This is a genomic window from Sulfurihydrogenibium yellowstonense SS-5 (assembly GCF_000173615.1).
Classification (GTDB): domain Bacteria; phylum Aquificota; class Aquificia; order Aquificales; family Hydrogenothermaceae; genus Sulfurihydrogenibium; species Sulfurihydrogenibium yellowstonense.
In genome coordinates this window covers 1-5,037 of record NZ_ABZS01000126.1, presented here as the reverse complement: position 1 = coordinate 5,037, position 5,037 = coordinate 1, and the positions used below count along the sequence as shown (strand labels likewise).

Annotated in this window: 4 protein-coding genes; 1 reads left to right on the top strand and 3 read right to left on the bottom strand. The window is 33.3% G+C overall.

Going from position 1 to position 5,037, the window contains the following annotated elements:
* Positions 1–2,527: type I restriction endonuclease subunit R (locus SULYE_RS05790; RefSeq protein WP_007547460.1), on the top strand; the 2,527-nt coding region annotated here is incomplete at its 5' end.
* Positions 2,528–2,582: 55 nt separating this feature from the next.
* Here the strand turns inward: SULYE_RS05790 and proC are convergent.
* From proC to SULYE_RS05775, 3 genes are all read right to left on the bottom strand, one after another.
* Complete coding sequence (proC, locus tag SULYE_RS05785; RefSeq protein ID WP_007547459.1) at positions 2,583–3,371, bottom strand: pyrroline-5-carboxylate reductase; 789 nt, start codon at positions 3,369–3,371, stop codon at positions 2,583–2,585.
* The gene (locus SULYE_RS05780; protein WP_007547458.1) at positions 3,364–3,981 is read right to left on the bottom strand and encodes a 3'-5' exonuclease; all 618 of its coding nucleotides are present in this window, start codon (positions 3,979–3,981) and stop codon (positions 3,364–3,366) included. The genes proC and SULYE_RS05780 overlap by 8 nt, the downstream gene beginning before the upstream one ends.
* A gap of 131 nt (positions 3,982–4,112) precedes the next feature.
* Positions 4,113–5,037: IS110 family RNA-guided transposase (locus SULYE_RS05775; protein ID WP_043989147.1), on the bottom strand; the 925-nt coding region annotated here is incomplete at its 5' end.

The window sequence follows — 5,037 nt, the reverse complement described above, 5'->3', positions numbered from 1 at the left end:
AGGATTTGATAGATTTCTTGCCTGGAGATCAATAGACGGAGAAACAATATCAAAAACCAACCAATTAGAAACCATCATAAAAGGATTATTAAATAAAAAAACAATAATAGATTTTATAAAAAGCTTTCCGGTATTTCAAAAATCAAAATATGAAGATGAAAAAACAAAACAAATATTTATAACATTAGACAAAAAAATAGCAGCATACCATCAGTACTACGCAGTAAATAAAGCTATCGAAACCACTAAAAAAGCAATATCAGACAAAACAAGAAAAGCAGGTGTCATATGGCATACACAAGGCAGTGGAAAATCCTTAACGATGGTATACTACGCAGGAAAAATCATTCAGCATCTAAACAATCCCACCATAGTAGTTTTGACAGACAGAAACGACTTAGACGATCAGCTTTTTGAGACATTCTCTCAGTCCAAAGATCTTTTAAGACAAGAACCAAAAAAAGCAGAAAACAGAGAACACTTAAAAGAGTTATTAAAAAGAAACTCAGGAGGAATTATTTTTACCACCATTCAAAAATTCCTGCCAGAAGAAGGCAACACCTTTGAAACATTATCAGAAAGAGAAAACATAATCGTTATAGTAGATGAAGCACACAGGACACAGTATGGCTTTAAGGCAAAAATAGATAAAAAGACAGGAGAGACCACCTACGGTTATGCAAAATACATAAGAGATGCATTGCCAAATGCCACATTTATAGCCTTTACAGGAACGCCAATAGAAAAAGAAGATAAAAACACGCCGGCAGTGTTTGGAGACTATATAGACATATACGATATATCCCAATCAATAGAGGACAAAATGACAGTTCCTATATACTACGAAAGCAGGCTAATAAAAGTATCATTAACAGAGGAAGGGAAACAGCTTATAAAAGAATTTGAAGAAGAATTGGAAGAAGTAGGCTTAGAATTAGTAGAGCAAAGCGATAAGACAAAAAGACTTGAACAAATACTTGGAGCAGAAGACCGACTAAATCAGCTTGCAAAAGACATAGTAGAGCATTTTGAAAAAAGGCAAGAAGTCTTCGAAGGAAAAGCCATGATAGTGGCATTATCAAGACCAATAGCAGCAAAGCTATATCAAAAAATCATACAGCTAAGACCAGATTGGCACAGCGATGACCTGACAAAAGGAAAAATAAAAGTAGTCTATACCAGTAGCTCTTCTGATGGACCAGAGGTAGCAAAACACCATACCACAAAAGAGCAAAGAAAACTACTTCAAAAAAGAATGAAAGACCCAAATGACGAGTTAAAGCTTGTAATAGTGGTTGATATGTGGTTGACAGGTTTTGATGTACCGTGCTTGCATACAATGTATATAGACAAACCGATGAAAGGACATACCCTTATGCAAGCTATAGCAAGGGTTAACAGAGTGTACAAAGATAAACCAGGCGGATTGATAGTAGATTATCACGGAATAGCAACAGACCTAAAAGAAGCCCTCTCTTTCTACTCAAAAAGCGGAGGAAGGGGAGACCCAGCAATAATACAAGAAAAAGCGGTAGATTTAATGATTGACAAATACGAAATTGTCTCAAACATGCTACATGGATTTAATTACAAAGAATACTTTACAACATCAGATACAAGGAAAAAACTTGATATATTAAGAGATGCAGTAGAATATGTACTTGGATTAGAAGACGGCAAAAACAGGTTTATAAAACACACAGCAGAGCTTTCGAAAGCTTTTGCACTGGCAATACCACATGAAAAAGCATTAGAGATAAAAGAGCATGTAGCATTTTTCCAAGCCGTAAAATCAAGAATACTTAAACTAACAAGTACAGGCGGAAACACAGATAGAACATCAAAAGCAAACTACGAGATAGAAACAACCATAAAGCAGATATTAGACAAAGCTTTAATATCAGAACAAGTAATAGATATATTTGAAATAGCAGGCATCAAAAAGCCAGAAATCAGTATATTATCTGAAGAATTCCTGTTAGAAATAAAAAATATGCAACATAAAAATATAGCGATAGAACTCTTAAAAAGAATTATAAACGACAAAATAAAAATAATAACAAAAAGAAGCTATGTAAAAAGTAAATCCTTGTTAGAGCTATACGAAGAAATCATTAAAAAATATCAAAACAAAATCCTCACCGCAGCCCAAGTAATAGAAGAACTCCTTAATCTTGCAAGAGAAATAAGAGAAATAAACAAAGAGCCAGAGCAAATGGGACTTACAGAATACGAATACGCATTTTATACAGCAGTAGCAGACAATAAAAGTGCATTAGAGCTAATGGGAAAAGAAAAGTTAAGAGAGCTTGCGACAGTTTTATTCCAAGAGGTAAGAAAAAATGCTACTATAGACTGGACGATCAGAGAAAACGTTAAAGCCAAGCTAAGAGTTACTGTAAAAAGAATCTTGAGAAAATATGGATATCCACCAGATATGCAAGAATTAGCAACAGAGACTGTAATAAAGCAAGCAGAAATGATAGCTCAGGAGATAGCGGATATGGAAGCAGAAGTAGCCTCATGATAACGAATAAAAGTTTATATTAGTTTTAGTCAGACTGGAATTTTAGCAGCAGTCCCTAACTCAATTCCTTGCTTCTTTTTGTTGCAGCTTCTACCGCAGACATTACGGCATCTTTAAAATTTTTCTTTTCAAGTTCATGTAAGCCATAAATAGTCGTTCCTGCCGGAGAAGTCACCATATCCCTTAAAACTACCGGATGCTGACCGGATTCTTTTAGTAATTTAGCAGAGCCTAAGACTGTTTGAGTTGCAATTTTTAAAGCCATATCATAAGATAACCCCATTTTAACCCCGCCTTGAGCCAAAGCATCAATAAAATTAAACACATAGGCAGGACCGCTTCCGGACAAACCTGTGATTACATCTAATAACTCTTCTTTAACCTCATAAACTTCTCCCAAAGTTTTAAGCAAGCTTAGAATAAAATCCTTTTTTTCTGTATTTTTTTCAAAGCTAACACCAATCACACCTTCGCCAATCAAGGCAGGAGTGTTTGGCATGATTCTAATTATCAAAGGTTTTTCAGTAAACTTTTTTATCTTTTCTATTTTTATACCGGCTAAAACCGATATCAATATCTGATTTTCTTTAAATAAATCCTTAACCGGCTCCAAAGCGCTTTCAATGTCTTTTGGCTTTACTGCAAGAAATATTATTTCAGACAGATTTACAACCTTTCTTATGTCAGTACCGGCTACGTTATACTTTTCTATGATATCTTTCACTCTGTCTTGATTAATATCTGTGATGACAATTTCCGGCCCATTTATACCTGCTTTTTCAATCAGACCTTTTAAAATGGCTTCTCCCATATTTCCAACGCCAATGATTCCTACCTTAAACATACCTTCTCCTTTTTGATGGTAGTTTTAAATCTTTACCATTAGAAAGTCTTATTAGATCAATAACTTTATTAACTTTGTAGTTTTGAAGATACTCAACAAACTTTTTAAAAAGCTCATAAGTAACTTCTGCATCTGCCAAAGCTCTGTGCTTCCTATGGTAAGGAATGTTAAAATGGTAAGCTAAGTTGGTAAGTGATTTACTTTTTAAATCTGGAAATAATCTATTTGCAAGAACCAAAGTGCATATAACAGGATTTTGGATAAGCTTTCCTGTCAATTGAAATGATGCTTCGTTTAAAAATGATATATCAAATTTGGCATTATGGGCTATGATGATTGAGTTTTTAGTAAACTCTAAAAAATGCGGAAAAACCTGTTCTATTTTTGGTTTATCTATCACTAAAGGGTTTGTGATTCCTGTAAGCTTTGTAATATGCTCCGGAATAAATCCAATTGATGGCTTTACCAATGTATGAAATTTTTCAGTGATAACATTCCCTTCAACTTTTATTGCGGCAATTTCTATTATCTCGCTTGTTTTAGGATTTAGTCCTGTTGTTTCTAAGTCTACTACTGTAAACGTTGCTTCTTCTATTGTTAAGTTAATCATTTTAGTATCCTTTAATGCAAGATGTAAATATTATACAAAAAATATACTTTGGGTGAGAAATTAGTAATTTTTATAGAATTTAAAAATGTGATCCTTCGGACTTACGTCCTCAGAATGTTCTATGTTAAATGTCAAGTACAAAAATTTTCATCAAATGGTCTTCTGTTTTTTAATACACCATATGCTTGCCTTAATAACTTATGTGCTACAGCCACTAATGCTAACTTTTTAGCCTTACCTTTACTTACTAACCTTTCGTATAACTCTCTGCAGTATTTGTTAAACCTTATTGCCGATAGTGCTGCCATGTATAATATCTTTCTTGCATATGGATTTCCCATCTTTTTTATTGAACCGCTTTTCTTTACGCTCGTTCCACTTTCATATGGGCTTGGATTTAAACCAGCATAGCTGGCTGCTTCTTTTACACTCTTGAATCTTTTAAATCCTCCAAACATTGCTATTACCACTCCTATAACCCTATCACTTACACCAGGTATGCTTTTTAAAAGCTTGTATTCCTCTTGAAAATTCTTTTTAGACAATTCTTTTATTTCTTTCTCAAGTTCTTTTATGCTTTTTTCTATTTTTCTAATCAACTCATCGTAATATTCTAAATTCTCTTTCAGTCTTTTCATTGGTACATGACTTAATGATTCTCTTTTGTTTTTCAGCATTGTAAGTTGCTGTTGTAGGTCTTCTAATATCTTTAGTTTTACTTCAATCTCTTTTTCTACATCTGGTTTTGGTTTATAAAGCTCTCCATCAAAAAACGTTCTTCCATATTCTGCAATAAAGTATGAATCAGTTTTATCTGTTTTAACTCTTGTCATTTTAGCTTCCATAAATTTCCTTATTGAAAATGGATTTACTACTGCTACTTGATAGTTATTTTCATACAGATAATTAGCAAGCTTTAAATGATAAACTCCTGTATGCTCCATTATGATAAGCATATCTGACTTTTTAAACTTCTTAAGATAAGGCTTTATTTTCTTTTCAAACTCAACTGGGTCTGATTTAACTTCAAAGCTTTCTCTCTTGTTATCATACAAA

Bases quoted from the DNA above. Each gene is read 5' to 3' on its own strand.
- SULYE_RS05780 (WP_007547458.1), bottom strand. From the start codon at position 3,981: ATGATTAACTTAACAATAGAAGAAGCAACGTTTACAGTAGTAGACTTA.
- proC (WP_007547459.1), bottom strand. From the start codon at position 3,371: ATGTTTAAGGTAGGAATCATTGGCGTTGGAAATATGGGAGAAGCCATT.